Consider the following 26,988-nt stretch of genomic DNA (forward strand, 5'->3'; position numbering starts at 1 on the left):
CTCAGCCGATCCCGGCTGCTCCGCCCGCCAGAACAAAGACCTTGTCACGCGACGCCGCACCCCGTTGCAGTTTAAGATCCGAGGGCGCAACACCCAATGCGCTTGCGAGAAGAGCGCGAACCGCATCGTTTGCCTTTCCGTTTTCGGGTGCCGCTGTCACAAGCACCTTCAGCCCCTCTCCTGTCCGCTGGACAGCATTGCCAGACGCCCTTGGAACAGCCCGAACCGAAATGCTCGCTCCGGGCACTGCAAGGTCAGAAAGGTCAGGCAAATCTCTTTTCTTGGGTCGCCTCATGTTCGCTCCGTGTCGAATTTACTCCACCTCACGTTGAAACCCCCTATACATGGGCGCCCCAACCGGGTCACACTGCCCTAACATATCGCTATCCGGTGTCACAAATGGCTCAGTCGCATTCTGCATACAGCCCTTTCGACAAGGAAACTTGTGTGCGCGATTTTCTGAATGCCGCCTTTGGGGGCGCCTCTCCAGGCAAGATCGAGCGTTTCATCGTCGAAGGCGCTACCTATCGTGGTGCCGTCACCAGTGGGGAAGAACTCCCGATAACGGAATGGGCAGAGCTGGCTCATGTGGTGCGCGGGCTTATTGGCCGGACCGTATTCAGAGTGGAAAACAAGGTCGAAGAGCGCGATTGGATCTCGCTGCGGATACATATCACGGCAACATGCCTTGCAACCGGCAAGGAGATCGAAACCTATGACTGTCTCATGGTTCGTTTCGAGGGCGACAAGATTGCCGAATACATTGGGCACATGGACTACATAAGCTTTTTCGAGCAGTTGGAACTGGTTCCCTCGGGCGCGCTGCATGCCTGCCTCAGCGGCCAAAGGCTTGTCTGGGAATAGCTGGTCACAAGCCCGCGCCACTTAACTCTTTATCCTGCAGCGAAAACCTGGCTATCTTCACACGCGCCGATGGACCGGCGCGAATTGGCAGACCTCCCGGTCGGGGGCACGGGCTCAGCACACCCGCAAACACCACCCGGACCGACATGCCAGCCGGCCCTCACCCCCTTGAAACAGCTTGGCTGGCCAACATATAAACCACAAATGTAAAAAGGTTTCACATATGCCAGAACGCAATGACGCCGCCCTGGAGTTTCTTCTGACACGCCGGTCGCGGCCTGCAAAGACTCTGACTGCGCCAGCCCCCAGCCGCGAAGAGCTGTTGCCGCTTCTGACCGCTGCGGCGCGCACCCCGGACCACGGCAAGCTCGAACCCTGGCGCTTCATCGTGGTCGAAAAACCGGCCATGGCACGGCTGGCGGACCTGACAACCGCCGCAGGCGAGCGGCTTGGCAAATCGCGGGAAGACATCGCAAAGGGGCGCAGCCAGTTCGATCTGGGCCAACTTGCCGTTGTCGTGGTCGAGGTTCAGACCGAGAGTGCGAAGATTCCCCCAGTCGAGCAGACCTATTCTGCCGGCGCCGTTTGCCTGGCCCTTTTGAATGCAGCCCTTGCTGCGGGCTGGGGCGCGAACTGGCTCTCCGGCTGGGTCAGTCACGACCGCCGGTTCTGCGAAGAGGCCTTCTCGCTCGCCCCCAATGAGCGCATTGCCGGGCTGATCCACATCGCAACCGAAGGCGCAAAACCACCCGAACGTCCGCGCCCGGACGTGGAACGCATTACCAGCTGGATGATTGAATGATATTTGACGCTTTTTTCAAGACGCTCGCCCAGACAGGGGACCCTCGCTTCCGCAAGGTTCTGATGCTTGGAGTCGGGCTGACGCTGGCCCTTTTGATGGGAACCTATGTGCTTTTCTTCTTTGGGGTGCAGTGGCTGGTCGGCCCTCAGGTGACCCTCCCGATCCTCGGCGAAGTCACATGGCTGGACGATATCCTGTCCATCGGTTCGATTTTCCTGATGATGGTCCTGTCGGTGTTCCTGATGATCCCGGTTGCATCGGCCATCACCTCGCTGTTTCTGGATGAGGTCGCACAGGCCGTGGAGGATCGGCACTACCCTCACCTGCCAAAAGCCACAGAGCCAAGCTTTTTGGAGGGGCTGCGGGATACGGTGAGCTTCCTTGGCGTGCTCGTCATCGCAAACCTCCTTGCGCTGGCGCTCTATTTCATGTTTCCGCCGGTGGCCATGTTCATTTTCTGGGGGCTGAACGGGTTCTTCCTGGGGCGGGAATACTTCACGCTTGCCGCGGCACGGCGCATCGGTCTGCCCGAGGCGCGCAGGATGCGCAGGCAGCACATTGGAACGATCTGGCTGGCGGGAACGCTGATGGCAATGCCGTTGTCGGTTCCCGTGTTGAACCTGGTCATTCCGATTTTGGGCGCCGCGACGTTCACCCATTTGTTTCACGGGCTGTATCGGCAAGGCTGAGGCACGGAAGCTCTACAGAGGCTCTCCCGCGGTTCTCCCTCGCCTGCGGCACACGGTCAGAAGCTGATGCCCCTTGGCAGACTTGGGCCCGGCGGCGCGCCATGCGCGGCGCCGGGCCCAAGGGGAGGAGATCTTTTCAGAAAAGACCGACGACGGGCGGGAGGCGCCCGCCTCATGTCTTCGGATCAGCTCGGGTCGGGCAGGCGATCAAACCAGTCGAAATCATTGACGCTGATCACACCGGACAGGATGATCCCTGCGACGATGGCCCAGATGACAAAAGAGGCGAAAGTGGTGATCCAGGCCTTTTGTTTGAGATAGTGGTTCTCGGGCGCCCCGGCGTGGGTTCCGGGCACGATCTCGCCTTTGTCCCCCTGAGTCTCCAGCCGGATCGGGATCACGATCAGAAAGGTCATGAACCAAATCACCGCATATAGCACCAGTCCGGATGTTATGCCCATCGCCCCGTCACTCCAAAAGCTCCGCGCCCCAGTCGGCGCGGGCTACAGATAGGATCAAACCTGCTCCAGTTCCACCAGGCAGCCGTTGAAATCCTTCGGATGAAGGAACAAAACCGGCTTGCCATGAGCGCCGATCTTCGGCTCGCCCGATCCGAGCACCCGAGCGCCCTGCGCCTTCAAGTGATCGCGGGCTGCAAGGATGTCTTCCACCTCGTAGCAAACATGGTGAATGCCGCCCGACGGGTTCTTTTCCAGAAAGCCCTTGATCGGAGAGTCCTCACCCAGGGGGTACAGCAACTCAATCTTCGTGTTGGGGAGTTCGATGAACACAACGGTTACGCCATGATCCGGCTCATCCTGCGGCGCGCCGACCTTGGCGCCGAGGGCATCGCGATACTGGGCCGAAGCCGCCTCAAGGTCCGGCACGGCAATGGCAACATGGTTCAATCGACCGATCATGACGGGTGTTCTCCTCTGACATCCTGTTTCGCCCTTCAATACGGGCAGCAGGGTTCGGCTGGCAAGTGCGCCAAACCGCACGGGACGCGGCGTCCGGGCCAAAACCTCTCAAACATGTCCACCGCGCGTTAACCTGTAATTAGCCTCAAATCCATAGCGTCGAGCGCGTATCCCGCAAGGAGTATGAGTTATGGACGATTCGGAACTGTTTGCTGCCGCCCAGCGTTTGCCCACCAAGCGGCGCCCCCTTCTTGGCCTGACCATTCTGGTGGTCGAGGACAGTCGCTTTGCCTGTGAGGCCTTGCGCCTTCTTTGCCTGCGAAGCGGCGCCCGCATTCGCCGCGCGGACTGTCTGAAATCGGCCCGCCGCCACCTGAAAGAATACCGCCCCTCCGTGGTGATTGCCGATGTGGGGCTGCCGGACGGCTCTGGCACCGAACTCATCTCCGAAATCAGCCGCGTCACACCTCGCGTCTCGGTGATCCTTGCGATATCAGGTGATGAAACCAAAGCCGCTGAGGCCATCGAGGCGGGAGCCGACGGTTTCCTGGCCAAACCCATCACCTCGCTCGCAGCCTTCCAGCAGGCGATCCTGTGCCGTCTGCCCGCCGACCGGCAGCCCGCGGGCCTGCAAGAGCTGACAGATGAAACAATCGAACCGGACCTCCTCGCCTTCCGCGACGACATGGCCCATGCGGCCGATGTTCTGAGCGAAGACCAGGAAGGCAAGGCCCTCGACTACCTGGCGCAGTTCGTCGCCGGTGTGGCGCGAAGCGCAGGCGACGGCCCCCTGGCCAAAGCCGCCACGAACCTCGCCAAGTCCCGTATGGACGGCCTGCCGGTGGGCGCGGAAACCGCCATTCTGGCCGGAATGGTTCAGGAACGTCTCGAACGGAAAATCGCAATCTGACATGCTCGAAGTAATACTGATCGCCCTGACCACCCTGGGCATCGCCCTCTACCTGCAGGCCCGCCAAGCCGCCCGTGGAATCAGAGAGAACCGAGATCGGCAAAGGAGCGAACCCCTAGTCATTTACAGTTCTGATCGGTGAAGCAGGCAGATTAAAAGCCGTCATCAAAACGATAAGCCCGGAGACACGCCCCGGGCTTTTTCATTTTCTGCGACCTGACGCGCGCACTACTGGTCTTGCGGAATCACGCGCAGGCCCAGTTCCATCAGCTGCTCTGCCATCGGCTCGCTGGGCGCCGACATCATCAGATCCTCGGCGCGCTGGTTCATCGGGAACATGATGACCTCGCGAATGTTCGCTTCATCCGCCAGGAGCATCACCATGCGGTCAATGCCGGCCGCGCAGCCGCCGTGGGGCGGTGCGCCGTATTGGAAGGCGTTGACCATGCCACCAAAACGTTTCTCGACCTCTTCCTTGCCATAACCTGCAATTTCAAAGGCCTTGAACATGATTTCCGGCTTGTGGTTCCGGATCGCGCCCGAGACCAGTTCATAGCCGTTGCAGGCCAGATCGTACTGGTAACCATGCACCTTCAGCGGATCGCCTTCCAGCGCCTCCATCCCGCCCTGCGGCATCGAGAAGGGGTTGTGCTCGAAGTCGATCTTGCCGGTTTCCTCGTCCTGCTCGTAGATCGGGAAATCGACGATCCAGGCAAAGGCAAAGCGGTCCTTGTCGATGAGGCCCAGCTCTTCGCCGATCACATTGCGGGCGCGGCCCGCGACAGCCTCAAACGCCTTGGGCTTGCCGCCAAGGAAGAAGGCCGCATCACCGACGCCAAGGCCCAGCTGCTGGCGAATGGCCTCGGTCCGCTCAGGGCCGATGTTCTTGGCCAGCGGACCTGCGGCTTCCATGCCGGAAAAGTGTTTGGCATACACGGCGAACGCCGCGAGAGCATTCTTACTATTCTGTGCTTCTTCCAATTCAACGACAGCCGCTTGGAGTTCGTTAGAGGCGTCTTTGTGTTTATCGATGAAGTTTTGGATTACTTCATGAAACTTCATAAAGTCATCATCATCCATATCAACCAACACAGCATCTGAATTGGCCAGATTCATCAATACATCTAGTTCTTCTGCGGCTTTCTTGACGTCTTCTTGAAGGTTTTTCTCACGCCAGAAGATATAGCCCATGCCCGGCAGGCCTTCGCCCTGAGCGAATTTGTTCATCCGGTCGCAGAACTTGCGGCTGCCGCCCGTCGGTGCGGGGATGGCGCGCACTTCGGTGCCCTCCTGCTCCAGCAGTTTGGCGAAGATGGCAAAGCCCGAGCCGCGGAAATGTTCGGAACAATCCTGCATCTTGATCGGGTTGCGCAGGTCCGGCTTGTCGGTGCCGTACCATTTTGCGGCATCCTTGTAGGAGATCTGCGGCCATTCACTGTCGACCTTGCGGCCACCGCCGAACTCTTCGAACACGCCCTGCATCACCGGCTGGATGGTATCAAAGACATCCTGCTGGGTGACAAAGGACATCTCCATATCAAGCTGGTAGAAGTCAGCGGGCGAACGGTCGGCGCGCGGGTCCTCGTCGCGGAAGCAGGGCGCGATCTGGAAATACTTGTCAAAGCCCGAGACCATCATCAGCTGCTTGAATTGCTGCGGCGCCTGCGGCAGGGCGTAGAACTTGCCCGGATGCAGGCGCGAGGGCACCAGGAAGTCGCGCGCCCCTTCGGGCGAAGATGCGGTGATGATCGGCGTCTGATATTCGTTGAAGCCCTTGTCCCACATCCGCTTGCGGATCGACTGGATCATCTTCGAGCGCAGCACCATGTTGTTCTGCATCTTCTCGCGGCGCAGATCGAGGTAGCGATAGCGCAGGCGGGTTTCCTCGGGGTATTCCTGATCGCCAAAGACCATCAGCGGCAGTTCCTCGGCTTTGCCCAGAACCTCGATGTCGCGGATGAAGACTTCGATCTCACCGGTGGGGATCTTGGGATTCACCAGGCTTTCGTCGCGCGCCAGCACATTGCCATCGATGCGAATACACCATTCCGAGCGCACCTTTTCGATCTCGGCAAACACGGGGCTGTCCGGATCGGCCATGACCTGGGTGATGCCATAGTGGTCGCGCAGGTCGATGAACAACAGGCCGCCATGGTCGCGGACACGGTGGACCCAGCCGGACAGGCGCACGGTCTCGCCCACGTTGGATTTGTTCAGTTCGGCGCAGGTATGGCTGCGATATGCGTGCATGAGTTGGCCTCTTTTCGGCTGAAACGGGCAATTGGGGTCGGAGGTCTTCCGAAAGCTTTGCGCCGATACACCTGCTGCGCCTGCGGAAGTCAAGGGCCGAGGCCGTTTACACCCGGTTTCGCCCCATCTGAGAGCCGTTTCAAGCCCTGCGGGGCACCTGTTCAAGCCGGGCCGAGCACCTGCGCGCGCGCCAAAGGGCCAAGGAATGCCGGTTTGCGCCAAGGCGGGATCCATGCGACAAAAGCGGTAATTTGCAGCGCCGCCCCGATCCCCTTTGATCTCCCCCTTGCACCTTTTCGCTCTGTCCCTATAACGCAGGACAATTTGGGCGCTGGGGGCGCCCGATGACTCGACCCATATTCCGCACGCACAACCGAAGGAAGCAAGGCCATGCCAAAAAGAACCGACATCCAGTCGATCATGATCATTGGTGCGGGGCCCATCATCATCGGGCAGGCCTGCGAATTCGACTATTCCGGCGCACAGGCCTGCAAGGCGCTGCGCGAAGAGGGCTACCGGGTGATCCTGGTGAACTCGAACCCTGCGACGATCATGACCGATCCGGGCCTGGCCGATGCTACATACATCGAACCGATCACCCCCGAGGTGGTCGCCAAGATCATCGAAAAGGAACGCCCCGACGCGCTCCTGCCGACCATGGGCGGGCAGACGGGCCTCAACACCTCGCTCGCGCTCGAAGAGATGGGCGTGTTGGAGAAATTCGGCGTCGAGATGATCGGGGCCAAGCGTGAAGCCATTGAAATGGCAGAAGACCGCAAGCTGTTCCGCGAGGCGATGGATCGTCTGGGTCTTGAAAACCCGCGCGCCACAATCATCACCGCCCCCACCCGCGAGAACGGCACCGCCGATCTTGAGGCGGGCGTCCAGCTGGCGCTTGATGCGCTGAACGAGGTCGGCCTGCCCGCCATCATCCGCCCCGCCTTTACCCTGGGCGGCACCGGCGGCGGCGTGGCCTACAACCGCGAAGACTACATCCACTACTGCCGCTCAGGCATGGACGCATCGCCGGTGAACCAGATCCTGGTCGACGAAAGCCTGCTGGGCTGGAAAGAGTATGAAATGGAAGTGGTCCGCGACAAGGCGGACAACGCGATCATCGTCTGCTCGATCGAAAACGTGGACCCGATGGGTGTGCATACCGGTGATTCGATCACCGTCGCCCCGGCCCTGACGCTGACCGACAAGGAATACCAGATGATGCGCACCGCCTCGATCGAGGTGCTGCGCGAGATCGGCGTGGAAACCGGCGGCTCCAACGTACAGTGGGCGGTGAACCCTGCCGATGGCCGTATGGTCGTGATCGAGATGAACCCGCGGGTGTCGCGCTCCTCCGCGCTGGCCTCCAAGGCGACCGGTTTCCCGATTGCCAAGATCGCCGCGAAACTGGCGGTGGGCTATACGCTCGACGAGCTGGACAACGACATCACCAAGGTGACGCCCGCGTCGTTCGAGCCCTCCATCGACTATGTCGTCACCAAGATCCCGAAATTCGCCTTTGAAAAGTTCCCCGGCTCCGAACCCTATCTCACCACCGCGATGAAATCCGTGGGCGAGGCGATGGCGATCGGCCGCACCATCCACGAAAGCATGCAAAAGGCCCTGGCCTCGATGGAATCGGGCCTGACCGGCTTTGACGAGGTTTCGATCCCCGGCATGACCGTGGGCCTCTGGGACGAAGCCAGCGGCGATGACAAGGCAGCCGTCATCAAGGCGATCAGCAAGCAGACCCCGGACCGGATGCGCACCATCGCCCAGGCCATGCGCCATGGGCTCAGCGATGATGAAATCCACAATGTTACCAAGTTCGACCCCTGGTTCTTGGCCCGCATCCGCGAGATCGTCGACGCCGAACGCAAGGTGCGCAAAGAAGGCCTGCCAATGCGCGAAGACGGCCTGCGTGCGCTCAAGATGCTGGGCTTTACCGATGCCCGCCTTGGCGCCCTGACCGGCCGGGATGAGGACAACGTGCGCCGCGCCCGTCAGAACCTTGGCGTCAATGCCGTGTTCAAGCGGATCGACACCTGCGCCGCCGAATTCGAAGCGCAGACCCCCTATATGTACTCCACCTATGAAACCCCGATGATGGGCGAAGTGGAATGCGAGGCGCGTCCTTCGGACCGCAAGAAGGTTGTGATCCTGGGCGGCGGCCCGAACCGGATCGGCCAGGGGATCGAGTTCGACTACTGCTGCTGTCACGCCTGCTATGCGCTGACGGACGCCGGTTATGAAACCATCATGATCAACTGCAACCCGGAAACCGTGTCGACCGACTACGACACCTCGGACCGGCTGTATTTCGAACCGCTGACATTTGAACACGTGATGGAGATCCTGCGCGCCGAACAGCAGAACGGCACACTGCACGGCGTCATCGTGCAGTTCGGCGGCCAGACCCCGCTGAAACTGGCCAATGCGTTGCAGGACGAGGGCATTCCGATCCTCGGCACCACGCCAGATGCGATCGACCTGGCCGAAGACCGTGAGCGCTTCCAGGATCTGGTCAACAAGCTGGGCCTGAAACAGCCACATAACGGCATTGCCTCCACCGACGCTCAGGCGCTGGAAATAGCCAAGGAAATCGGCTTCCCGCTGGTGATCCGCCCCTCTTACGTTCTGGGCGGGCGCGCGATGGAGATCGTGCGCGACATGGACCAGCTGAAACGCTACATCGCTGAGGCCGTGGTGGTTTCAGGCGACAGCCCGGTGCTGCTCGACAGCTATCTGGCTGGCGCGGTGGAACTGGACGTGGACGCGATCTGCGATGGTACCGACGTGCATGTGGCGGGCATCATGCAGCACATCGAAGAGGCCGGGGTGCACTCGGGCGACAGCGCTTGTTCCCTGCCGCCCTACTCCCTGTCCAAGGACGTGATCGAAGAGATCAAGACCCAGACCCACGCGCTTGCCAAGGCACTGAATGTCGTTGGCCTGATGAACGTGCAGTTCGCGATCAAGGATGGCGAGATTTTCCTGATCGAGGTGAACCCGCGCGCCAGCCGGACCGTGCCCTTTGTCGCCAAGGCCACCGACAGCGCCATTGCCTCGATTGCCGCGCGCATCATGGCGGGCGAGAAGCTTTCGACCTTCCCGCAGCGCCCGCCCTATGAGCCAGACGCCGGCTATGACGTGGACGTGCCGATGGCCGATCCGATGACACTGGCCGACCCGAACATGCCCTGGTTCTCGGTCAAGGAAGCGGTGCTGCCCTTTGCCCGTTTCCCTGGCGTCGACACTCTCCTGGGCCCGGAAATGCGTTCCACCGGCGAGGTGATGGGCTGGGATCGTTCCTTTGCCGGGGCCTTCCTCAAGGCGCAGATGGGGGCGGGCATGGTGCTGCCGTCCTCCGGGCGGGCCTTCATCTCGATCAAGGATGCCGACAAGGGCGCCGCCATGCTGGAGGCTGCAAAAACACTGGTCGAGCAGGGTTTTACCCTGGTTGCCACTGGCGGCACGAAGAAGTGGCTGGATGGTCACGGCGTTGCCTGTGAAGGCGTCAACAAGGTCTATGAGGGCCGCCCGCACGTCGTCGACCTGCTGAAGGACGGCCATGTGCAGATCCTCATGAACACCACCGAGGGCACGCAGGCGGTCGAGGACAGCAAGGAAATGCGCTCGGTCGCGCTTTATGACAAGATCCCATACTTCACCACCGCCGCCGGTGCGCATGCCGCCGCTCAGGCGATCAAGGCACAGGCCGAAGGCGAGGTTCAGGTCAAAAGCCTGCAAGGCTGACCCTCCCCCGCCCAAAGAGATCACCCCAAAAGCCCCGGACTGGTTCCGGGGCTTTTCGTATTCTACGTGGGCCCAAAGGCGCCGCTGGGGCCAGACCAAGGTTTGGCAGGCCCCTTATGCGACGTGGCTGCCGACCGTGCCCGTGCTGCCATCGCTGCGTACGCGCAGCAAGGCATTGGCCCGCTTGGCACGGGACATCCAGGTCGCAGTATTCTCGGCGTCCTCTGCGCTGACAGGCATCTGGTGGACTGAGAGGCTGAGCTGGGAGGTATCATGCTGCGCAGTAACCCGCAGATAGTCCCCCGCTTCGGCCTGGCGCGGGGTGTCCAGCAGATAGGCGGTACGCCCCCAGTGGCCGTCCGATGAAATGTCATTTGTCACCGAAATGCCCGGTGCCAGCTCCATGTCAAAACAGACAAGCACGGCATGAACGGTTCCGGCGGCGACACAGAACAGATCTTCGGTGGTGCGCGCTGAATTGAGACTGGGCCGGGCAAAGTCGAACCGGAACATCTCTGTCGTCGGCCCGAGAGGCCGCAAACCGCAGGCTGCAAAGTCATTCGGGGTGATCTGCGCCACATCGGCAAGACGCGTGAAGGCGCTGATATCAAAGCCTTCGGCCTGTTGAGGCTGCCACTGCCGAACCAGCTTCTCGCTTTCCACCAGCTGCGCCATCAGCGTTCCACGCTCGGGGATGGCACGGGCACCGGGTTTGGCGAGTGCCCCCATGGCATGGGTCAGCGTCGCCAGCGCCCCCTCCCCCAGGAGAACGGTATCGACAATTTCCGAGATCACCACATCCGCAGGCTCGGGAATATCCACGCCCACAACGATCTCATGTGACCATTTCGACAGAACCGTGATGCGGTCGCTCAGCCCGTTGTCGGCAATGACCTGTTTGGCGGCTTCGGCAATCAGGGGCTGCTGCTCGCAGGTGTAAACGTGTTTCGCCCCGGCCCGCGCGGCCATCATCGCAGTAAGGCCCGCCCCGCAGCCGATATCCAGGACCACGTCGCCCGGTTGCACCTTGGCCGCAATCGCCTTTGCATAGGCGCTGTTGCGCGCCTTGTCCGCCATCATGGGGAAGTGCCAGCGCGGCACGAACATCTGGTGCAGCCTCTCTTTCAGGATCTGCGCCTCGTGATGGTGGGGATCCCGTTCCAGCACCTCAGACAGGATCTGCGAGGTCCGAAGACCGCCATCCGTCAAAGGCGTGGACTTTGCGCTTTCCATAAGCTGCGAAACGTCTTGAACAATGTCATGAGGGGCAGTTCGAGCGGCCTGAGGCCCTTGGTCGTGGTGCAAGCTTTTCTTCCCTTTCTAGGTAAATGCTTTCGACCGAATATTCACTGCAGGCGTCTAAGAAACCGTAAAAGGCAGAGGCAAAGTCAGTGCTATTTCCGTATGCGCGAAGCTCTCACTCTATCTTTTGACCTGACTGGGCCAGCAGCCTTGGGGAGGACAGAGTCCTCTTGTAGTCCGCCACCCTCAGAAAAGGCCAAACGGGATAGTGTCCGGCCGAGAGAAATCGGGTCGCCTGCTCTTCGTCGATGGGATTCGACATTGAGAACAACCGCCTGAAAACGCTTCTTTCCACGCGCGCGGCGGGATCTGCGCCCGGGAGCGTCAGATCTGACCACTCGTAAGGCAGATCACTGTGCAAGAACAGGATCCAGCGCACACAGGCACGTTTCTGATCGGGTGGGAGTCGGTATCGCCCAGTCAGCTTGTGCTCTTTGAAGTCGTCGTAAAAGAGCCAAGCCGTATTCCATATCGCGTGCACCGCGAGATCATCCGTTCTGGGGCACTCCTCGGCGAATTGATCATTTGAGATCTTGCCGGATAAAAAGTCACGCAAGATCTGAGCGGCCCTGGCTCTGGCGTGCCCATCAACGCGACCTCTGCCGTGGTTCATTCTACCTGTGCTCCAATCAGTGCGACGGGGTCTATCGCCCGATCACCGACAACAGATCCGGGTTGATCACCAGGTTGCGCACGCCATGGGCGTGATCCTCATCAAAGGGATTGTAGGCGAGCCAACGGGCGACCGACTGGATGCTGACCTTGGCCACCTTGGGACGCACCGACCAGGTGACCTGAAACGGTGAGCCCTTTTCGTTGTATCCCGGCCCGGTGGTGGAGCCGGCATATTCCACGGGGCGCCCGGTATCGGAGGGGATATTGATGGCTTGCGTAAGACCCTCCACCTTTTGAAGGCGCGTCAGCTTGGTGAAATCCAGCGCCTCCTCATCGTTGACCAGCACAAAGACCTGCGCCTCGACCCGCAGCTGCGGGTTCTTTATCGCTTCGCTCAGGCAGGATCCCAGGGTCGGACCCGGATCGACCCGCGCGGTGGTGTAGACATAATGCACCTCGATGGTGTCGCCGGGCTCAAGGCTGCCATGCTCGGTTTCGGCTACGGGCTCTGCCAGAGGCGCCAGCTCCGCAATACTCAACTCGCCCGAGTACTTGAAACCTGTGCCATAGCCATGCCCATCGCCGTTTCCGGCATAGGTGGTGAACTCCCCTCCGCGGTGTTCGGCGCTTTCGTGAAAGTGAATATTGCACAGGTTCATTTCGGTGAAGGGCGGCGCGGCCTCAAACTGGACACGGTTGCTGCCGCTTCGACTATCGATGTTTCTTGGGGACTGCGGTCCATAGCCTGCAAAAAGGGTATGCTCGGAGAGGCTGCGTCGCTGCTCGGCGATCACCGCGTCATCGACGCTATGTGCGCCGTCAGATGCAGCGCTCAGCGCTGACCCTGCACCAATCAGAAAAGCTGAAACGATCGAGACACTCAAACACGTATGCTTACTGGGATTCATTGGGATCTCCCTCGCCGGTTGATGGACCTTCGCACGCTCCAAATGTGCATACCATTGTTTGAATAAGTTTTTAATAACGCCAAATCGGCTGCTGCGAAAGCCGCGACATTTGACCCGGCTTGCGCTTTGAGGTCTGATGGCAGGTGCAAAAAATTCGACGGAGCCCCCCAGATGCGCCTGATCACAATCCTTGCGGGCCTTGCCGCCCTCTCCGCCTGCGACGTGCCTTTCATTCCCTTGATATAGAGCGCAGAGGCAATCACGAAAAAGGCCCCGGCAACTGCCGGGGCCTTTTTTGTGATCTTTGTCCTTCGGCGCTTCGCCTCAGGCAGCGGCCGCTTCCCGTTTTTCGTCGCGCGCAAAGAAGATCAGGTAGAAGACAGGCGCCGCAACAAGTGTGAGGATTGTTGCAAAGGCCAGACCACCCATGATCGTGATCGCCATCGAGACGAAAAAGGCATCGCCCAGAAGCGGCAACATGCCAAGGATCGTCGTCACCGCCGCCAGCATCACCGGGCGCAGGCGCGAAACCGACGCCTCGACGATGGCCTCGCGCAGCGGGCGTCCCTCTGCCCGCACCAGATCGATTTCCTCGACCAGCACGATACCGTTCTTGATCAGCATGCCCGAAAGGCTCAGCAGACCCAGAAGCGCCGTAAAGGTAAATGGCATTCCGGACCCCAGGAGGCCGATCACCACCCCGTTGACGGACATCGGAACCAAAAGCCAGATGATCACCGGCTGGCGGATTGCGTTGAACAACAGCACCGAGATCAGCACCATGATCAGCAACGAGACCGGCAACTGGGCGCCTAGGCTCTTGTTCGCCTCGGCAGAATTCTCGTGCTCCCCGCCCCATTCCATCATGTAGCCGAGCGGCAGTCTCATCCCCTCGATACTGGATTGGACCTGCCTGAAGACGGTGGCCGCCGTCGCCTCCGCCGAGATATCCGCACCGACAGTCAGGGTGAAAACACGGTCACGGCGGTGCACAAGCGTGTTCTGAACCTGAACATCAACCCCATCGATCATCTGTTCCAGCGGCAAGAAACTGCCGGATGACGAGGAAAACACAAGTTGATCCATGATGTTGGAGTGATCGTCCGGAGCGCGGCGAATGATGATCGGGATCAACCGGTCCCGTTCGCGGAAGACGCCCGCCGTGATACCATCGGTGGCAAACTGCATGGCATCCGCGATGTCCTCGCGCGCGATACCTGCGGTCTGGGCGCGATCCGTGGCATAGATGGGCTGCAAGACCAGTTCCTGTTCACGCCAGTTGTGACGCACGCTCAGGATATCTTCCGAACTTTGCTTGAGGCGGGCCATGGCCTCGTCACCAAGCTGTCGCAGAACCTTTGGATCCGGCCCCGAGAAACGGATCTGGATCGGATCACCGCCGCCAGGGCCAAAGACCAGCCGTTTGGTGCGGAATTCCGCTTCTGGCAGGGCCTGCGCGCCAAAAGCTTCCAGATCCGCCTGCAATGCCGGAATTGCCTCAAGGCTGGGCGTGCGAATGATCAGATGGCCATAGCTTGGATTCGCTTTCTCCGCCGAATAGGTCAGCATGAAACGGGTGGCGCCCTGCCCAACAAAGGCAGATGTGGACACCACATCGTCCCGCTCGGACAGCCAGTCCTCAATCACGCTGAGCTGCCGTGAGGTGGTGTCGATGGACGTCCCCTGAGGCAGCTTCAGATGCGCAAAGAACAGGGGCGTATTGGAATCCGGGAAGAAGGCCTGCTTCACCTGCCCAAAGCCCACGTAACAGGCCGCCGTCAGCACGACCAATCCCACGACCACCAGCCAGCGCAATTTCAGCGACAGGCGCAGGATGGTGCCATAGGTCCTGAAGATCAGGCCGCCGTATTCATCGCCGCCGCCGCCGGTGCCGGTCTTGAAAAAGTAGTGCCCCAAAAGCGGTGTTGCCGTCAGCGCCAATATCCAGCTCAGCAGCAGGGAAATCCCGATCACCGCAAACAGCGAGAACAGGAATTCGCCGGTGGCATCCGGGCTGAGGCCAATACCTGCAAAGGCCATGATCCCGATGACGGTCGCCCCCAGAAGCGGAATCTGGGTTTTGCTTGCGGCCTCCTCTGCGGCATCGCGAGAGGATTTGCCGCGCAGCATCGCCATCTGCATTCCTTCGGCCACCACAATGGCATTGTCCACCAGCATGCCCATGGCAATGATCAGGGCCCCCAGCGAGATGCGCTCCATCTCGATGCTGAAGAGGTTCATGAACAGCAATGTGCCGACCACCGTCAGCAACAGGGTCGTCCCCACAACCACCGCGGCCCGCAGCCCCATGAACAAGCCCAGAACCACAACGACGATGGCCACCGACATGGCAAGGTTCACCAGAAAGTCATTCGAGGCCTGATCCACCACCACATGCTGCTGGTAGATCGGCTGCAGGGACACACCATAGGGGATTTCACTATCCAGCTGTGCCAGCTTCGCGTCCACATTCTTGCCCACATCGACGATGTTTTCAGAGGCAATGCCCGCAACCCCGAGGGTGAAAGCCTCGGTGCCGTTGTAGCGTACGATCAGGCTCGGATCGGCCACCCTTCCGCGATGGACGCTGGCCATGTCCACAACGTTGATCACCTCGCCCTGCACCCCGACCGACAGGCCGGCAATCTCGGATACGCTGTCAGAACCGTCCGGCGCGATCAGGCGCGTGTCCGTGTCGCCGGCATCGAGCTTGCCCGCCTCCCGCACCGAGTTCGATGTGGCGATAGCACTGGCGATCGCCGTCATGGGAACATTCAGATTTACCGAAACCGCAAGGTTCGGCTCGACATAGATCGCCTCGTCCGGCAGGCCTGCCACGTCGACGTCGGCAACGCCCTCGACCGTCAGCAGTTCGCGCCGCAGGAAGGTCGCAAGCTCGTGTTTCTCGGCATCGGTAAAGCCTTCGGCGGTGACCGCGTAGAACAGGCCGAACACATCCCCGAAAGAGTCGTTCACATAGGGATTGCTGGTTCCATCCGGCAAGGATCTGGATGCATCGCGTATCTTGGCGCGCAGCTTGGTCCAGACCGCCGGCAGTTCGCTGCCGTCATAGGTCGATTTGATTTCAACCTCGATCAGCGATTGCCCTGGCTGGTTTATCGAGGTGATGACATCCACCTCTGCCATCTTCTGGATGGCCGACTCCAGAGGTTCCGACACCTCCAAGGCAACCTGTTCTGCCGTTGCTCCCGGGTATTGAGTGACGATAACCGCCTGTTTGATGGTGAAGGCCGGGTCTTCGAGACGCCCAAGCGACAGGAATCCCCAGATCCCCCCGAAAAGGGCGATCAGCATGATCAGCCACGTATACAGCGGCTTTTCGATCGAAGCGCGTGCGATGTCCATTGCGCCGACCTCAGTTCGCGAAACCGGCAAAGCGGCGCACCGCCTGACCGTCGTTCAGGGCATTTCCGCCGGTCAGAACAACATCCTCTCCGCCCTCAAGACCGCTCTGGACGGCAAATTCCCCGTCCTGCGTGGGCGTGACCGTGACGGCGTGCCAGGCAACCGAGCCCTGATCCGCCCCGCTTGGGGAAAAGACCATCACACCGGTCTTTCCGTCCGATGAGGTCACGATGGCTGTGGCGGGCAGAACGATGGCCTCGGCGTCGGTTTCGACCTTGACGCGCACTGCGACCGAAGCACCGGGGAGGATCTGGCGATCTTGAGGCGGCGCCAGTCGGAAGGTCACGCGATAGGTCTGCCCCACGCTGCTCGCCTCGGCGTCGAACTCCAGGATCTCGACCGGGTAGGTTGTATCCCAGCCAGGAAAAGAAGCGGTGATTTCAACCTGGTCGCTCTGATCGGCCTGCTGGAACAGGATTTCCGGCACATCCACCTTGATGTGCAATTCGGACATGTCGTGCAGGCGCACAATGGGCGTTCCTGCGCCCACGGTGGTGAAATTGTCGACCTCCCTGCTGGAGACCAGCGCGTCGAAAGGTGCCGTCAGCGTCGCATGTTGGAGCTCGTACTCTGCATTTCGCAAGGCCACACCAGCCAAGCCCGCCTGCGTTTCGGCATCATCGATCGAAACCTGGCTCACGGTCCCGGCCAGCTTTTCCAGCCGCGCAACCGTACGGTCGGCCTGTTCCTTCTGCAGGCGCGCCTGTTCCAGCTGCAACTCGAACGGCTCAAGATCCAGTTGCGCCACCATCTGCCCCTTGGGGACGACAAAGCCCTGGGCGACAGGGAACCTGACCACCTGGCCACCAACCTGAAAGGCCAGATCCACGGATTGCTTTGCGGCAACCTGGCCAAAAAACTGTCGCTCGATCGTCATGCTTCCGGTCCGGGTCTGGAGCAGTTTGACGGGTTTGAGGGCCTCGTCCGCAGCCAAGGCCGCCAAGGGTACGAAAGAGGCAATCGCCAATGCAAGCGCAGAGCGCGCCACCAATCTCTTGAATCTCGTCATTCAGTATCTCCTTTCGGGACCTGCGGGGACAGACGCGCCCCTTGTCCCAGAATCGTATCATGGATTTTCATGGATAGAGCCGCAAACCGGTCAATATCGGCAGTCGAGAGATCGGAAATCTCCCGAAACAGATCGCTGACTTCCTTTTGCAACTGCACACGCACCTGCTGGCCCCGTTCCGTCAAATGCAGCAACAACGCGCGCCGGTCATCCGGATCGGGCATGCGCTCAACCAGCTCCAACTTTTCGAGCTTGTCGGCAGCCGCGGTGACCGAGGGCGCGCCGGTCAGAAGCAGCTGCGCCAGGGCCCCCATCCGCCGCGGTTGATCCATATGGATCAAAAGTCGACTTTCCAGTCGGCCGAGACGGGGTGCCAGAGCCGTTTCCTCGATGGCGTTTTCCACCTTCCAGTAGAGCGCATAGACACCCAGCAAGGCGCAGATCTCTGGCGACAGGCAGGGCACGTCTTCGCTCAACTGTATATCCGCCGCATTATGTTTGAACCTTCCCGCAGGTGAAGGTGATCCGCGTTCCAGCGGGATTCGCACCACAATACTTCATGGGATGAACTTTTCATGTGAAGAAGTTCACTTATCCGGCAGGTCTTGCCCTTGGGGCAGGCATGGACTGCCCTTGACCTTCCTTGCGCAAAGTGCCCAGATATACGGCACTTCAAAACTTCTGGGTTCGTTGCAATGTTCACAGCTGCCATCACCGGCACCGGGGTCTTCACCCCCTCTCAGTCCATCACCAATGCCGAACTGGTCGAGGCTTTCAACGCCTATGCCGATCGCATGAACGCGCAGAACGCCGAGGCCATTGCCGCGGGCGAGATGGAGCCGATGCAGCATTCCTCGGAAGAGTTCATCATCAAGGCCTCGGGCATCGAGCGGCGCTATGTAATGGACAAATCCGGTATCCTGGACCCCAAAGTGATGCACCCCCTGTTGCGCCAGCGCAGCGATGACGAGCCAGGCATCATGGCTGAAATGGCGGTCGACGCCGCGAAGAAGGCCTTGGCGCAGGCGGGTAAATCGGCTGACGATGTGGATGCGGTGATCTGCGCCGCCTCGAACATGGAGCGCGCCTATCCGGCCGTTGCCATCGAGATCCAGAACCTTCTGGGCATCAAGGGCTTTGCCTTCGACATGAACGTTGCCTGCTCTTCGGCCACCTTTGGCCTGCAGGTGGCCGCCGACATGATCCGTTCCGGCAGCATCCGCTCGGCGCTTGTGGTCAACCCCGAGATCTGTTCGGGCCATCTGGAGTGGCGGGACCGGGATTGCCATTTCATCTTTGGCGATGTGGCCACGGCAACGCTGGTCGAGCGGATCGAAGACGCCAAAGGGCCTCATTTCGAGATCCTGTCCACCCGCTGCGCCACCGAGTTTTCCAACAATATCCGCAACAACAACGGCTTCCTGCGCCGCTCGCGGCCAGATGGGGTCGCGGATCGCCGTGACATGCAGTTCATGCAGAACGGGCGCAAGGTATTCAAGGAAGTGTTGCCCATGGTCAGCGATCACATCGCCCAGCACCTGAGCGACAGCGGCGCCTCAAGCGACAATCTGAAACGCCTGTGGCTGCATCAGGCAAACAAGTCTATGAACGATTTCATCGGCAAGAAGGTTCTGGGCCGCACCCCCACGCCAGAGGAGCAGCCTAATATTCTGCAGGATTATGCAAATACATCCTCGGCCGGGTCAATTATCGCGTTTTCGCAGCATTCCGACGATATGGCCGATCAGGACATGGGTCTGATCTGCTCCTTTGGCGCCGGCTATTCGGTTGGCTCCGTATTGCTACGCCGCCACGGTTAGGTCCTCAGATCTCTGGAACCCGCCCCTGCGCCGTAACCGATGCTTGCGGCGATCAGGCGCTTTCTTCCTCGAGGTGGAGCTTCATCTCGAGCAGAACCTGCTGCAGCAGAACCGTCTCCCGAAGCAGACGCTTTGCCTCGTTGACGGTGATGATGCCGTCCGCAATCGCCTCCTGATATTCGCTCATCAAGGTCGCAAACCGCTGGCTCAGCGCGATCACGTCAGCATTGACACCACCACTGGTCCGCGCCGCGCCCCCCTCTCCTTCCTCGGAGTGGTTGTATGACAGGGTGATGTTCTTGAGATCCGCCAGGGCAGCTGTCACATGGGGAAAAGAGGCGGCGCCTTCCAGCTTTGCGACGGAATCTACGGGCATGAAACGTTCGGCATGTTCAGCATTGTCCGAATAATACCGCCCCAAGGTGGCCTTGGACTTACCGGTGATCTGACAGGCTGCCTCGATTCCGACATCCTTGACCAGGGCTTCCGTGTGCTTTTTCAGGTACGTACCAATGTCTGCCATGTAGTCTCACTAATTCGCGGTTCCCCGTGGGCGGGGAATGAAATCGACAATTTCCCATGCTCTCCTTTTAAACGAATTGCAATACTTGATCCATCCCTTGCGTTTTCAGGGATTTAACGAGTGTCCCCGATGCCATTCCTGCATCATTTTGGGGTGAAGCGGGCTTTGTGAGTGAGGTTGAGCTTCTGCATATTTTCGGGGCTCTCGTTTACCAGTGTGCGTGGGTAATCGATTGGGTCCCTGTTCTCTGCGTCCTTGGCGGCATCTGCACCTTTCCATCCCCAGGGCTCGCTATTGCCCGGATCGGACAGAGCACCGCGCAAGGACGCAATTCGTTTCCAGGTCTTTGCATCATCCCATATCAGTATCGAGGATCGGCAGGTTTCGCGGCAAATGCGGAAACGGGAAGCCGGATCCGGTGCAGCACGGAAACGGAGCGATTTGCTGTTCACTCACCCGATACCAAAGGGTAAACCGCCCCTATGGCAAAGCTCTACTTTCACTACTCCACCATGAACGCGGGCAAGTCGGCTGTACTGCTCCAGGCGTCGCACAACTATCGCGAAAACAACATGGAAACCTACCTGCTGACTGCCCGCATCGATGATCGCGCCGGCGCAGGGCGGATCGCGTCTCGGATCGGGATAAGCGAAGCGGCGGATGTGTTTTCTCCTGAGGACGACCTGTTCGATCGGATCAAGTCCCGCCTGGATCAGGGGCCGCTGGCGAGCATCTTTATTGACGAGGCGCAGTTTCTGTCCCCCGACCAGGTCTGGCAGCTGGCCCGCGTGGTGGATGATCTGGGCGTGCCGGTCTTGTGCTATGGGCTGCGGGTGGATTTCCAGGGCAACCTGTTTCCGGGATCTGCCACCTTGCTTGCCCTGGCCGATGAGATGCGCGAAGTGCGCACCATCTGCCACTGCGGCAAGAAGGCGACCATGGTGATCAGACAGGATGGGCAGGGCCGCACCATCACTGAAGGCGAACAAGTTCAGATCGGCGGAAATGAGACCTATGTCTCGCTGTGCCGCCGCCACTGGCGAGAAGCCGTAGGCGACCGGCCCACAGCCTCCTGATCCGATCAGACCGGGTTGGGCAGAGCCTTTCCGGAGACAAAGGCGGCCACGTTATCAAGGGCCATGTGGCCCATGTTGGTGCGCACTTCCTCGGTCGCGGTGCCAAGGTGCGGGAGCAGTGTCACCGTGTCCAGCTCACGCAGGGCCTCTGGCACCTTGGGTTCGAACTCGTAGACATCAAGTCCAGCCCCGGCTAGCCGCGCGTCCTGCAGCGCCGCGATCAGAGCACTTTCTTTCACGATCTCGCCCCGCGCTATGTTGATCAGATGTGCATGAGGCTGCATGGCAGCAAGAATGTCCTCATCAACGAGATGCCGGGTTTCAGCGCCGCCCGGAACCGCGACCACCAGAAAGTCGACCAGAGCAGCCATATCAGCCAAGGATTCGCAACGGGTAACAGGATATCCCGGCTCCTTGTCGCTGCGCGCCGTGTAGAACACCTTCATGCCAAAGCCGAAATGACAGCGCCGCCCGATTGCCGCGCCGATCCGTCCCAATCCGATGATCCCGACACTCTTGCCGGTCACATGCTGACCGAGCATCTGGGTCGGATGCCACCCCTCCCAGGCACCGGAGCGTACCAGCCGCTCCCCCTCGCCGGCACGGCGCGCCGACATCAGGATCAGGGTCATCGCGATATCGGCAGTGGCATCCGTGACCGCGCCCGGCGTATTGGTAACCGAAATACCGGCAGCGCGGGCTGCCGAGGCATCGATATGATTGTAGCCGACACCGAAATTGGCCAGCAGACGGCACCGCGCCTTCGTAGCGCTGGCAATCACATCCGCCGAAAAAAGATCCCCAAGGGTCGGCATCACAACATCATAGTCGCGAAGGGCGCGCTCCATTTCCGCGCGGCTGAGCACCCCCGTATCAGGGCGAATATCCACATCGAATTCAGCCCGCGCCCGCGCTTCGACTGCGGCGGTCATCGGCCGTGTGATCAATAGTTTCATGGTCAGTGCATCCTTCCGCCAAGGGGAACCGGGCCATCGGGGCCGATCAGACGGATCTCGCCCGCCTCATCCGGCAGGCCAAGAACCAGCACCTCGGACATGAATTTGCCAATCTGCCGCGGCGGGAAGTTGACCACGGCCAGAACCTGTTTCCCCACCAGCGTTTCCGGCGTGTAGTGCGCCGTCACCTGGGCCGAGGTCTTTTTCTCGCCGATCTCGTCGCCAAAATCGATCCACATCTTGATCGCAGGCTTGCGGGCCTCCGGGTAAGGCTCTGCCCGCACCACCTTGCCGACGCGGATATCGACCTTCAGGAAATCATCAAAGGTAATCTCACTCACCTGAAAGCTCCTTTGATCGGTTCGCGGCTGCGGCTACCGCACGGTTCAGAAGCTCAGGAAATCCGCCATCCTTGTCCATCAGAACCTCAAGCGCCGCCTGAGTCGTTCCATTGGGGCTTGTCACATTGATGCGCAACTGCTCGGGGCTTTCATCGGCGGCTTCAGCCAGGGCCCCTGCGCCCGCAACCGTTGCCTTGGCAAGCTGCATGGCGAGATCGGCAGGAAGCCCCTGCGCCTCGCCAGCGGCGGCCAGCGTTTCGATCAGGTGGAATACATATGCGGGGCCGGAGCCACTGACGCCGGTTACCGCGTCCATCTGATCCTCGGACTGAAGCCGAACGGTCTGACCAATTGCCGACAACAGGGATTCAGCCATATCCAGATGCTGTGCGCCGCTTTGGCTGTTGCCGATCAGGGCGGTGATGCCGCGCCCGATCGCGGCCGGCGTATTGGGCATCGCACGCACGATCGGGGTCCTGCCCCCCAGCATCGCCTCGTAACTTGCACAGGAAATCCCTGCCGCGACCGAGATGAACAATGTGTCGCCGTTGCCCAGCGCCTTGAGGCTGGGGAGCGCATCACCCATCATCTGCGGTTTGACAGCAATCAGAACGATCGCCGGATTTTCCGGAAGGCCCTGGTTGATCGCGACACCCGTGCCCTTCAGCCAGTCAGACGGATAAGGATCAAGCACCCAGACCGACGATGCAGGCAACCCGCCCTCCAGCCAGCCCGCCAGCATGGCCGAGCCCATCTTGCCGCAGCCCAGCAGAACGAGCCCCCGCCCAGCGATTGCATTCATGTCCATGGTTTTGCCCCCCAGTGTTCGTTTCTCACCCTCGGGGCACAGGTTTATGCGCGACCATAGGCCTCTGCAATGGCCACCTGCAAAGACTCGCTTGGGGACTGGCCGGCCCAGGTTGTCAGTTGCACAGCCGGGTAATAGCGCTCGCTGTTGGAGACGGCCGCATGGATCATCGCATCGATCTGGCTGGGGCTGGCCGCCTGCCCGCCCGATAGGATCAGACCATAGCGATAAAGCATCAGCTTGTGCTCCGCCCAATAGGTAAAGGCCCCGGCCCAGCATTGGTCATTGATCAGGTTCAAGAGCTCGTAAAGCTGCGGCAGCTTGTCTTCGGGCGGCTCCATTTCAAAGCTGCAGACCAGGCGCAGGGTCTCTTCATAGCCCGACCACGCCAGCGTGACAGAATAGGTGCGCCACTGCCCTTCGACCGCCATGGCGATCTGATCGTCGCCGATACGATCAAAATCCCAGTCGTGGTGGGAGGCAATGTTTTCGACGATGTCGATGGGGTGAATGTCGTCTTCCAGATGATGCTCGGATAGGGCCATGATGCCACCTCTCTGGTATCTAGCATTGGGGCCTCTACGGACCCGCAAGAGCTAGCTTTGCGCTCAATGGACCGGGGAGGCATCCCCGCTCCCATACTAGATATGGTGGCGGCGCAAGGACAGGCTGGCAACCCTTTATTTGGGGATATCTGCAATAAGTTGTGGATGAAGTGGAAAGGCACCCAAAATCTCGGCAAACCGCCTGGGGTGCTTTGGACGGGTTCTGCCTGAGGTCATCGGCGACCGGGACGCTCGCTCACCGGGCTTTGCCAGCGCAGGTCAGCACGTCTCCTGCGCTAGTGATCGCAGGAGACGCCAAAGGAGCATTCAGCAATACAATAAAGGTGCGGTCAGTCTTTCGACGCGGCTTCCAGCGCATCCAGCCGCGCCCTGAGCGCTTCATTCTCCTCGCGCGCCTTTTGTGCCATGGCTCGGACCGCATCGAATTCTTCGCGGGTGACAAAATCGCGATCCGCCAGCCAGCGGTCGATCAGACTTTTCATTGCGGTTTCGGCTTCTTCGCGCGCCCCATGGGCAACGCCCATGGCATTGGTCATCAACTGGGAAATGTCGTCCAGAATCTTATTGCGGCTTTGCATCGTCTTCTCCATCTCAGGCTTGTGCTCTATATGGGCAACCAGAGGGCCATCGGCAAGCCATTGCCGTGCCCCGTTGACTTCCCTTCCCCGGCAAAGGCATTGAGTGGCCATGCATGCCATGATCCAATTCCCCGACCTCTCGCCCGAGATTTTCTCCATTTCCCTTTTTGGATTGGAGTTTGCCCTGCGCTGGTATGCGCTGGCCTATATCGTCGGTATCGTGATCGCATGGCGCCTTGCTGTCATGGCCCTGAACCGCCCTGCGCTCTGGCCCGGCGGGCAAGTCCCGATGCGGCCCGCGCAGGTAGAAGATCTGCTGACCTGGATCGTGCTGGGCGTCATTCTCGGCGGCCGCCTTGGGTTCGTTCTGTTCTATCAACCGGGGTACTACCTTTCGAATCCGTCACAGATCCTGCGCATCTGGGAAGGCGGCATGGCCTTTCATGGCGGTCTCATCGGGGTTGTTCTGGCCTCATGGATCTACGCGAGCCGCCACAACATCCCCAAACTGCAGATGGCCGACCTTGTCGCCTTTACGGTGCCCTGGGGGCTGCTGCTGGGGCGACTTTCAAATTTCGTCAATGCTGAACTATGGGGCCGCCCGACCGACTTGCCCTGGGGCGTCGCCTTTCCCGGTCAGGCTGCTCAGGACTGCGGGCAAGCGCTGGGAGAGATCTGCGCACGCCACCCCTCGCAGCTATATGAGGCTGCGCTGGAAGGATTGATTCTTGGCCTGGCGCTGCTTTGGCTTGTGTTCCGGCGCGGGGCATTCCTGGCGCCGGGCCTCGCTCTGGGAACCTTTTTGGCCGGGTATGGCGCCGCACGGTTCGTGGTTGAATTTGCCCGCCAGCCCGATGCGCAGTTTGTTTCTCCAGGCAATCCCCTTGGGCTGGCGTTTCACATCGATGGCTATGGGCTGACCATGGGACAGATGCTGTCGCTGCCGATGATCGCCTTGGGGCTTGCCTTTGCCCTTAATGCCCTGCGCACCAAAAGGCCTGCAACATGAGCCTCCTGGATCACCTCATCGCCCGGATCGATATCGACGGCCCTATGAGCCTTGCGGACTATATGGCCGAATGCCTGCTCAACCCGAAGCACGGCTATTACACCACCCGCGATCCGCTTGGGGCCGCCGGGGATTTCACCACTGCACCAGAGATCAGCCAGATGTTTGGCGAGCTGATCGGGCTGTGCCTTGCCCAGGCTTGGCTCGACCAGGGATCGCCGACGCCGTTTACGCTGGCCGAACTCGGTCCGGGTCGCGGCACTCTCATGGCGGATCTGCTGCGCGCCACCCGCGCCGTCTCCGGCTTTCATGACGCTCTCGCCGTGCATCTGGTCGAAGCCTCCCCCACCTTGCGCGCAGCACAAGCTGAGGCCCTGCAAGGCCATGAACCAACCTGGCATGACAGCATCGACACCCTGCCACAGCAGCCATTGTTTCTGGTGGCGAACGAGTTCTTCGACGCCCTGCCCGTGCGCCAGTTCATGCGCGACGGCGCAGGATGGCGTGAGAAGCGTATCGGCCTTCCAGAGGGGGCACTGTCCTTTGGGCTCGGTCCGGCATCAGAGCAGCCCGCGCTCTCCCACCGGATGGAAGACACCCGTGATGGCGATCTGGTCGAGATTTGCGAGGCGGCCGCCCCGATCACCGCGGCCATCGCAGAGCGGATCGCAACCTACGGCGGCGCGGCGCTGATCATCGACTATGGCGACTGGCGCTCGCTTGGCGACACGCTGCAAGCCCTGCGCGATCATGCGACTTGCGATCCACTTGAGGCGCCGGGCATGGCCGATCTGACCACCCATGTGGATTTCGAAACCCTGTGCGGCGCGGCACGATCTGAAGGCTGCGCTTTTTCGCGCCTGACCCCGCAGGGCGTCTTTCTCGAACGGCTGGGCATCACCGATCGTGCCCGCGCCCTGGCGGCACCACTGCAAGGCGACCCGCTTGAAACCCTCATCGCCGCACATCGGCGGTTGACGCACCCCGAGGAAATGGGAAACCTGTTCAAAGTGCTGGGCCTTTTTCCCACCTCCGCCACACCTCCACCGGGGCTGCAGTCATGACTCTGGAAATTCTCACATCCGACCTGCTCTCTCCGCTGCGGCACGGGTTCTTCACCCGCCACGGCGGAGCGTCCTCCGGCATTTTTGAGGGCCTCAACTGCGGGCTGGGATCCTCGGATCAGCGCGAAGCCGTCGCACTCAACCGCGCTCGCGTTGCGGCAGCGATGGAGGTGGCACCGGAGCAGTTGGCGCGGGTCAATCAGATTCACTCACCGGATGTTGCCGTCATAGAAGAGGCACAGGGCGAGTTGGTGGCTGCGGATGCCATGGTCACTCGTGTTCCCGGCCTCGCCCTGTCCATACTGACCGCCGATTGCCAGCCCGTTCTCTTTGCAGACCCCGAAGGCGGCGTGATCGGCGCCGCTCATGCCGGGTGGCGGGGCGCATTGGATGGCGTTCTTGAGGCAACGGTGGACGAAATGGTGCGCCTTGGCGCATCGCGAGACCGCATCAGAGCTGTGATCGGACCAACGATTTCCCAGCGCGCCTACGAGGTAGGACCCGAGTTCTTTGAGGATTTCATGGCTGAAAACCCGGAGAATGCCCGCTTTTTTGCAAATGGCGAGGGGGATCGTTTCCTGTTTGACCTGCCAGGCCTCGGGCTCCACAAACTGCGCAGCGCAGGCATCCAAGAGGCGCAGTGGACACGCCATTGCACGTATAGCGATCCCAAACGTTTCTACTCCTATCGTCGGGCGACCCATGAAAGCCAAGCCGACTACGGCAGGCTGATCTCCTGCATTCGCCTATAGACCAGGCACAAGCGCCCCCTCGGTTTTGGGAACTTGCCAACCCGGAA

At 60.5% G+C, this 26,988-nt stretch carries 25 protein-coding genes; 10 read left to right on the forward strand and 15 right to left on the reverse strand.

Annotation, left to right across the window (positions count from 1 at the left end):
* Position 1: 1 nt before the first annotated feature.
* Complete coding sequence (locus AADA15_RS10700; protein ID WP_341641548.1) at positions 2-295, reverse strand: DUF167 domain-containing protein; 294 nt, start codon at positions 293-295, stop codon at positions 2-4.
* A 152-nt stretch (positions 296-447) separates the two neighbouring features.
* Between AADA15_RS10700 and AADA15_RS10705 the strand changes: the two genes are divergently transcribed.
* From AADA15_RS10705 to AADA15_RS10715, 3 genes are all read left to right on the forward strand, one after another.
* Positions 448-864 carry an ester cyclase gene (locus tag AADA15_RS10705; protein ID WP_341641549.1) on the forward strand — a complete coding sequence of 139 codons (417 nt, stop codon included), beginning with the start codon at positions 448-450 and terminating at the stop codon, positions 862-864.
* Between the two features lie 223 nt (positions 865-1,087).
* Entirely contained in the window at positions 1,088-1,666 is a 579-nt protein-coding gene (locus tag AADA15_RS10710) for a nitroreductase family protein (RefSeq protein ID WP_341641550.1), read from the forward strand.
* Positions 1,663-2,355, forward strand: a complete 693-nt coding sequence (locus AADA15_RS10715; RefSeq protein WP_341641551.1) for an EI24 domain-containing protein — start codon at positions 1,663-1,665, stop codon at positions 2,353-2,355. Before AADA15_RS10710 ends, AADA15_RS10715 begins: the two co-directional genes overlap by 4 nt.
* A 185-nt stretch (positions 2,356-2,540) precedes the next feature.
* Here AADA15_RS10715 and AADA15_RS10720 read toward each other — a convergent pair whose 3' ends face one another.
* Positions 2,541-2,816 (reverse strand): DUF1467 family protein, encoded by a 276-nt coding sequence (locus tag AADA15_RS10720; protein WP_341641552.1) that lies wholly within the window; start codon positions 2,814-2,816, stop codon positions 2,541-2,543.
* A gap of 54 nt (positions 2,817-2,870) precedes the next feature.
* Entirely contained in the window at positions 2,871-3,275 is a 405-nt protein-coding gene (gene mce, locus AADA15_RS10725; protein ID WP_341641553.1) for a methylmalonyl-CoA epimerase, read from the reverse strand.
* Positions 3,276-3,465: 190 nt separating this feature from the next.
* Here mce and AADA15_RS10730 point away from each other — a divergent pair, with 190 nt between their 5' ends.
* The gene (locus tag AADA15_RS10730; RefSeq protein WP_341641554.1) at positions 3,466-4,185 is read left to right on the forward strand and encodes a response regulator; all 720 of its coding nucleotides are present in this window, start codon (positions 3,466-3,468) and stop codon (positions 4,183-4,185) included.
* A gap of 228 nt (positions 4,186-4,413) precedes the next feature.
* On the opposite strand, the gene aspS is transcribed toward AADA15_RS10730, so the two are convergent.
* Positions 4,414-6,435, reverse strand: coding sequence for an aspartate--tRNA ligase (aspS, locus tag AADA15_RS10735; protein ID WP_341641555.1), 2,022 nt, complete (start codon positions 6,433-6,435; stop codon positions 4,414-4,416).
* 390 nt (positions 6,436-6,825) lie between these two features.
* Between aspS and carB the strand changes: the two genes are divergently transcribed.
* Complete coding sequence (gene carB / locus AADA15_RS10740) at positions 6,826-10,188, forward strand: carbamoyl-phosphate synthase large subunit (protein WP_341641556.1); 3,363 nt, start codon at positions 6,826-6,828, stop codon at positions 10,186-10,188.
* Positions 10,189-10,302: 114 nt separating this feature from the next.
* Here the strand turns inward: carB and AADA15_RS10745 are convergent, their stop codons facing one another.
* The 5 genes from AADA15_RS10745 to AADA15_RS10765 form a co-directional block, all read right to left on the reverse strand.
* Complete coding sequence (locus AADA15_RS10745; protein WP_437343190.1) at positions 10,303-11,421, reverse strand: class I SAM-dependent methyltransferase; 1,119 nt, start codon at positions 11,419-11,421, stop codon at positions 10,303-10,305.
* 713 nt (positions 11,422-12,134) lie between these two features.
* Positions 12,135-13,013: a delta-class carbonic anhydrase gene (locus AADA15_RS10750; protein WP_341641557.1), complete on the reverse strand. Its 879-nt coding sequence runs from the start codon at positions 13,011-13,013 to the stop codon at positions 12,135-12,137.
* Between the two features lie 324 nt (positions 13,014-13,337).
* Positions 13,338-16,379, reverse strand: coding sequence for an efflux RND transporter permease subunit (locus AADA15_RS10755; protein ID WP_341641558.1), 3,042 nt, complete (start codon positions 16,377-16,379; stop codon positions 13,338-13,340).
* A 10-nt stretch (positions 16,380-16,389) separates the two neighbouring features.
* A complete protein-coding gene (locus tag AADA15_RS10760) occupies positions 16,390-17,448 on the reverse strand; it encodes an efflux RND transporter periplasmic adaptor subunit (RefSeq protein WP_341641559.1) in 1,059 nt (352 codons plus the stop codon).
* Entirely contained in the window at positions 17,445-17,924 is a 480-nt protein-coding gene (locus AADA15_RS10765) for a MarR family winged helix-turn-helix transcriptional regulator (protein WP_341641560.1), read from the reverse strand. Before AADA15_RS10765 ends, AADA15_RS10760 begins: the two co-directional genes overlap by 4 nt.
* 219 nt (positions 17,925-18,143) lie before the next feature.
* On the opposite strand from AADA15_RS10765, the gene AADA15_RS10770 reads away from it, so the two are divergent.
* Positions 18,144-19,268 (forward strand): beta-ketoacyl-ACP synthase III, encoded by a 1,125-nt coding sequence (locus AADA15_RS10770; protein ID WP_341641561.1) that lies wholly within the window; start codon positions 18,144-18,146, stop codon positions 19,266-19,268.
* A gap of 52 nt (positions 19,269-19,320) precedes the next feature.
* On the opposite strand, the gene AADA15_RS10775 is transcribed toward AADA15_RS10770, so the two are convergent.
* Positions 19,321-19,791 carry a hypothetical protein gene (locus AADA15_RS10775; protein ID WP_341641562.1) on the reverse strand — a complete coding sequence of 157 codons (471 nt, stop codon included), beginning with the start codon at positions 19,789-19,791 and terminating at the stop codon, positions 19,321-19,323.
* Between the two features lie 482 nt (positions 19,792-20,273).
* Here AADA15_RS10775 and AADA15_RS10780 point away from each other — a divergent pair, with 482 nt between their 5' ends.
* The gene (locus tag AADA15_RS10780; RefSeq protein WP_341641563.1) at positions 20,274-20,867 is read left to right on the forward strand and encodes a thymidine kinase; all 594 of its coding nucleotides are present in this window, start codon (positions 20,274-20,276) and stop codon (positions 20,865-20,867) included.
* 5 nt (positions 20,868-20,872) lie between these two features.
* Here the strand turns inward: AADA15_RS10780 and AADA15_RS10785 are convergent, their stop codons facing one another.
* The 5 genes from AADA15_RS10785 to AADA15_RS10805 all read right to left on the reverse strand — a co-directional run bounded on the left by AADA15_RS10785 (position 20,873) and on the right by AADA15_RS10805 (position 24,116).
* A complete protein-coding gene (locus tag AADA15_RS10785) occupies positions 20,873-21,823 on the reverse strand; it encodes a 2-hydroxyacid dehydrogenase (RefSeq protein ID WP_341641564.1) in 951 nt (316 codons plus the stop codon).
* 2 nt (positions 21,824-21,825) lie between these two features.
* A complete protein-coding gene (locus AADA15_RS10790; protein ID WP_341641565.1) occupies positions 21,826-22,164 on the reverse strand; it encodes a tRNA-binding protein in 339 nt (112 codons plus the stop codon).
* On the reverse strand, positions 22,157-22,972 hold the full coding sequence (gene proC / locus AADA15_RS10795; protein ID WP_341641566.1) for a pyrroline-5-carboxylate reductase: 816 nt from the start codon (positions 22,970-22,972) through the stop codon (positions 22,157-22,159). The genes AADA15_RS10790 and proC overlap by 8 nt, the downstream gene beginning before the upstream one ends.
* A gap of 44 nt (positions 22,973-23,016) precedes the next feature.
* The gene (locus AADA15_RS10800) at positions 23,017-23,517 is read right to left on the reverse strand and encodes a type III secretion system chaperone family protein (protein ID WP_341641567.1); all 501 of its coding nucleotides are present in this window, start codon (positions 23,515-23,517) and stop codon (positions 23,017-23,019) included.
* 350 nt (positions 23,518-23,867) lie between these two features.
* Complete coding sequence (locus AADA15_RS10805) at positions 23,868-24,116, reverse strand: accessory factor UbiK family protein (protein WP_341641568.1); 249 nt, start codon at positions 24,114-24,116, stop codon at positions 23,868-23,870.
* A 109-nt stretch (positions 24,117-24,225) separates the two neighbouring features.
* Here AADA15_RS10805 and lgt point away from each other — a divergent pair, with 109 nt between their 5' ends.
* From lgt to pgeF, 3 genes are read left to right on the forward strand one after another with little or no spacing between them, the layout of a single operon-like run.
* The gene (gene lgt / locus AADA15_RS10810; protein WP_341641569.1) at positions 24,226-25,125 is read left to right on the forward strand and encodes a prolipoprotein diacylglyceryl transferase; all 900 of its coding nucleotides are present in this window, start codon (positions 24,226-24,228) and stop codon (positions 25,123-25,125) included.
* Positions 25,122-26,189 (forward strand): class I SAM-dependent methyltransferase, encoded by a 1,068-nt coding sequence (locus tag AADA15_RS10815; protein WP_341641570.1) that lies wholly within the window; start codon positions 25,122-25,124, stop codon positions 26,187-26,189. The genes lgt and AADA15_RS10815 overlap by 4 nt, the downstream gene beginning before the upstream one ends.
* Positions 26,186-26,941 carry a peptidoglycan editing factor PgeF gene (gene pgeF, locus AADA15_RS10820; RefSeq protein ID WP_341641571.1) on the forward strand — a complete coding sequence of 252 codons (756 nt, stop codon included), beginning with the start codon at positions 26,186-26,188 and terminating at the stop codon, positions 26,939-26,941. The genes AADA15_RS10815 and pgeF overlap by 4 nt, the downstream gene beginning before the upstream one ends.
* The last annotated feature ends 47 nt before the right edge of the window (positions 26,942-26,988 follow it).

The organism is Phycobacter sedimenti (assembly GCF_038148855.1).
GTDB lineage: Bacteria > Pseudomonadota > Alphaproteobacteria > Rhodobacterales > Rhodobacteraceae > Phycobacter > Phycobacter sedimenti.

Bases quoted from the DNA above. Each gene is read 5' to 3' on its own strand.
- AADA15_RS10700 (WP_341641548.1), bottom strand. From the start codon at position 295: ATGAGGCGACCCAAGAAAAGAGATTTGCCTGACCTTTCTGACCTTGCA.
- AADA15_RS10710 (WP_341641550.1), top strand. From the start codon at position 1,088: ATGCCAGAACGCAATGACGCCGCCCTGGAGTTTCTTCTGACACGCCGG.
- AADA15_RS10715 (WP_341641551.1), top strand. From the start codon at position 1,663: ATGATATTTGACGCTTTTTTCAAGACGCTCGCCCAGACAGGGGACCCT.
- AADA15_RS10720 (WP_341641552.1), bottom strand. From the start codon at position 2,816: ATGGGCATAACATCCGGACTGGTGCTATATGCGGTGATTTGGTTCATG.
- mce (WP_341641553.1), bottom strand. From the start codon at position 3,275: ATGATCGGTCGATTGAACCATGTTGCCATTGCCGTGCCGGACCTTGAG.
- AADA15_RS10730 (WP_341641554.1), top strand. From the start codon at position 3,466: ATGGACGATTCGGAACTGTTTGCTGCCGCCCAGCGTTTGCCCACCAAG.
- aspS (WP_341641555.1), bottom strand. From the start codon at position 6,435: ATGCACGCATATCGCAGCCATACCTGCGCCGAACTGAACAAATCCAAC.
- carB (WP_341641556.1), top strand. From the start codon at position 6,826: ATGCCAAAAAGAACCGACATCCAGTCGATCATGATCATTGGTGCGGGG.
- AADA15_RS10745 (WP_437343190.1), bottom strand. From the start codon at position 11,421: ATGGAAAGCGCAAAGTCCACGCCTTTGACGGATGGCGGTCTTCGGACC.
- AADA15_RS10750 (WP_341641557.1), bottom strand. From the start codon at position 13,013: ATGAATCCCAGTAAGCATACGTGTTTGAGTGTCTCGATCGTTTCAGCT.
- AADA15_RS10755 (WP_341641558.1), bottom strand. From the start codon at position 16,379: ATGGACATCGCACGCGCTTCGATCGAAAAGCCGCTGTATACGTGGCTG.
- AADA15_RS10760 (WP_341641559.1), bottom strand. From the start codon at position 17,448: ATGACGAGATTCAAGAGATTGGTGGCGCGCTCTGCGCTTGCATTGGCG.
- AADA15_RS10770 (WP_341641561.1), top strand. From the start codon at position 18,144: ATGTTCACAGCTGCCATCACCGGCACCGGGGTCTTCACCCCCTCTCAG.
- AADA15_RS10775 (WP_341641562.1), bottom strand. From the start codon at position 19,791: ATGGCAGACATTGGTACGTACCTGAAAAAGCACACGGAAGCCCTGGTC.
- AADA15_RS10780 (WP_341641563.1), top strand. From the start codon at position 20,274: ATGGCAAAGCTCTACTTTCACTACTCCACCATGAACGCGGGCAAGTCG.
- AADA15_RS10785 (WP_341641564.1), bottom strand. From the start codon at position 21,823: ATGAAACTATTGATCACACGGCCGATGACCGCCGCAGTCGAAGCGCGG.
- proC (WP_341641566.1), bottom strand. From the start codon at position 22,972: ATGGACATGAATGCAATCGCTGGGCGGGGGCTCGTTCTGCTGGGCTGC.
- AADA15_RS10800 (WP_341641567.1), bottom strand. From the start codon at position 23,517: ATGGCCCTATCCGAGCATCATCTGGAAGACGACATTCACCCCATCGAC.
- AADA15_RS10805 (WP_341641568.1), bottom strand. From the start codon at position 24,116: ATGCAAAGCCGCAATAAGATTCTGGACGACATTTCCCAGTTGATGACC.
- lgt (WP_341641569.1), top strand. From the start codon at position 24,226: ATGCATGCCATGATCCAATTCCCCGACCTCTCGCCCGAGATTTTCTCC.
- AADA15_RS10815 (WP_341641570.1), top strand. From the start codon at position 25,122: ATGAGCCTCCTGGATCACCTCATCGCCCGGATCGATATCGACGGCCCT.
- pgeF (WP_341641571.1), top strand. From the start codon at position 26,186: ATGACTCTGGAAATTCTCACATCCGACCTGCTCTCTCCGCTGCGGCAC.